The following is a 2,414-nucleotide window of genomic DNA, read 5'->3' as shown; positions in this document are numbered from 1 at the left end:
CGCGCTCGCCGCCGACCGCGTGCTGCCGCGGCGCCTGGGCAACCGGAGCCGCTGCGTGCTCGGCGGGGCCGTCGGCACGGCCGCGTCGGCGCTGCTCTGCCTGGACATCTCCGGATGGGGCCTGTTCCTTCTCGGCCTCGGGCTCGGCCTGTTCATCCCCGCCAACAACACCGCGGTCATGGCCGCCGTCCCGCGCCGGCTCTCGGCGACCGCCGGCGGCATGGTGAACATGACCCGCGGCATCGGTACCGCCCTGGGCATCGCCATCGTGACCCTCGTCCTGCACAGCGCCGGGGACGGGGCCCGGATCGCCTTCGCCGCGCTGGCCGCCGTCGCCGTCGTCGCGACCGCGACCGGGCTCGTCGCCCGTACGCCCGGGGAACCCTCGACATGAACGTCGGCTGCGCCTACTTATCCTGCCGTTTAGGGGGACAATGGGAGGCATGGCCCACGATCTTCGGGCGGGTCGAACGTCGGAGGACACCGGCGTCCTCCTCGCCGACACCGTCGCGCGACTCCGTCGCGCCATGCGCCGCGCCGCCCGCGCCGCCGACCCGGGCAATCCGCTCTCGGTCGCCCAGCTCGAGGTGCTGGCGTGCGTGGCGGACGAGCCCGGCATCCGCCCCGGCCGGATCGCGCGCCGGCTCATGCTCGCCGCCAACTCCGTCACCACGCTGGTCAACGCGCTCCATAACCGCGGGCTCGTCGTACGGACGAGCGCCGCCGACGACGCCCGCGCCGTCGCCTTGAGCCCGACTCCGGCGGGACGGCAGGCCGTGGAGAGCTGGAAGGCGACCAACACCGCGATCCTGCGGGCGGCCCTCGGCACGCTGGACGACCGCCACCAGAGCATCCTGGCCGAGGCCCTCCCCGGCCTGCGGCAGCTGACCGAGGCGGTGGACACCCTCGCCGAGGAGCCCGGCACCGCCCGCTCGTGAGCCGGGGCCGGATCAGCCGGTCTGGAAGCCGTACTTGCGCAGGATCGTCCTTGCCGTGGACGAGCTCAGCCAGGACACGAACTCCCTGGCGGCGTCGCCGTGGTCGCTCCGCCGGACGGCGGCGGCGAAATAGGTGGCCGTGACGTTCTGGAGCGCCGGGATGGCGACGCTGCTCGCCGACACGCCCGCCGATCGCATGTCCGTCACGTACACGATGCCGGCGTCCGCGGCCCCGGTGCGGATCCGCGTCAGGACGGTCCGCGCGTCGGCCTCCTCCGACGCCGGCCGTACCCGCACCCCCGCCTTCGCCAGGACCTGTGCGGCGTAGCGGCCCACGGGGACGATCGGGCCGCCCAGCACCACCCGCAGGTCCGGATTCGCGAGGTCGGACAGCCCGTGGATGTGCCGCGGGTTACCTGGCGCGACGGCGATCGTCATCGTCCCGTACGCGAAGGGGCGGCGGTCGGTGACCCTGTCGGCGGCGACGTCCATCGAGGCGCTGTCGGCGGTGGCCAGCACGTCCGCGTGCTCACCGTCGTCGACGTCCCCGGCGGCCTCCTGCGAGCCGACGAACTCGAACTGCACGTGCGTCACGTGCCGGTTCGCCTCCTGGTAGGCGGTGCCGAGCTCGCCGAACGCGTCGGTGAGCGACGACGCCGCAAGGACGTTCAGGGTGAACCGCTCATCTCCGGACGCGATGCCGCATCCGCCCAGGGCCACGGTCATCGCGACAATGGAGGCGAGGCGCGTGAAATACGGCATGGGCGTGATCTTAGGCCGTTGCGGGACAAGGGCCGTCGCTGCGGCCCTGTGGCCCGTCACGCGGGATAGGCGTGGGTCTCCGCCGCCTTGACCGCCGCCCATACCGGGTCGCCCTCCGCCAGCCCGAGTTCGGCCAGCGCCGCCGGGGTGATGTCGGCGGCGGCCGGCAGCGGTCCTTCGAGGTGCACGCGGACCTGGTCGCCGTGCGGCTCGATCCCGCCGACCGCGGCCTCCCACAGGTTGCGCGGGCTGCCCTCCGGCCGTGTGCGGAACAGCGCCACCGCCGACGGCGGGAACGCCAGGAACACCTCGCCGGTCAGCGACTCGGCGACCGACAGGGTCAGCCGCTCCAGCTTCACGTCGTGGCCCGCGGAGACGCCGCGGTAGAGGTTCAGGCCGACGAGGCGGGCGACATAGTCCGTACGGGGATGGCGCGCGATGTGCGCGGGCGTGCCCTCCTGGACGACGCGGCCCTCCTCGATCACGATGAGCCGGTCGGCGAGCGCCATCGCGTCGAGCGGGTCGTGGGTCACGAGCAGCGACGCGCCGTCGAACTCCGCGAGGTGGCGGCGCAGCCCGGCCCGGATCTCCCGCCGGGTGTCGACGTCGAGCGCGGACAGCGGCTCGTCCAGCAGGAGCAGCCGGGGCCGTACGGCGAGGGCGCGGGCGAGCGCGACCCGCTGCGCCTGGCCGCCGGAGAGGGTGCGCGGGCGG

Annotated in this window: 4 protein-coding genes; 2 read left to right on the top strand and 2 right to left on the bottom strand. The window is 74.2% G+C overall.

Features of this window, described 5'->3' with window-relative positions; all coding sequences use genetic code 11:
• Positions 1-394, top strand: a 394-nt coding sequence (locus tag ACFFNX_RS47725; RefSeq protein ID WP_378213053.1) for an MFS transporter, incomplete at its 5' end; no start/stop codon positions are given.
• A gap of 49 nt (positions 395-443) precedes the next feature.
• Positions 444-938, top strand: a complete 495-nt coding sequence (locus ACFFNX_RS47720) for a MarR family winged helix-turn-helix transcriptional regulator (RefSeq protein ID WP_378213052.1) — start codon at positions 444-446, stop codon at positions 936-938.
• A 12-nt stretch (positions 939-950) separates the two neighbouring features.
• Here ACFFNX_RS47720 and modA read toward each other — a convergent pair whose 3' ends face one another.
• Both modA and ACFFNX_RS47710 read right to left on the bottom strand, forming a co-directional pair.
• Positions 951-1,700, bottom strand: coding sequence for a molybdate ABC transporter substrate-binding protein (gene modA / locus ACFFNX_RS47715; RefSeq protein ID WP_378213050.1), 750 nt, complete (start codon positions 1,698-1,700; stop codon positions 951-953).
• A gap of 56 nt (positions 1,701-1,756) precedes the next feature.
• A partial coding sequence (locus ACFFNX_RS47710) for a sulfate/molybdate ABC transporter ATP-binding protein (protein WP_378213049.1) occupies positions 1,757-2,414 on the bottom strand: 658 nt, incomplete at its 5' end.

It is taken from the genome of Actinoallomurus acaciae, from assembly GCF_042429965.1.
GTDB classification, from domain to species: Bacteria; Actinomycetota; Actinomycetes; order Streptosporangiales; family Streptosporangiaceae; genus Actinoallomurus; species Actinoallomurus acaciae.
Note: the sequence above shows the minus strand (reverse complement) of the source record. Positions and strands in the feature narration are given on the sequence as shown.

Coding starts and splice junctions, on each gene's coding strand:
- modA (WP_378213050.1), bottom strand. CDS start 1,700: ATGCCGTATTTCACGCGCCTCGCCTCCATTGTCGCGATGACCGTGGCC.
- ACFFNX_RS47720 (WP_378213052.1), top strand. CDS start 444: ATGGCCCACGATCTTCGGGCGGGTCGAACGTCGGAGGACACCGGCGTC.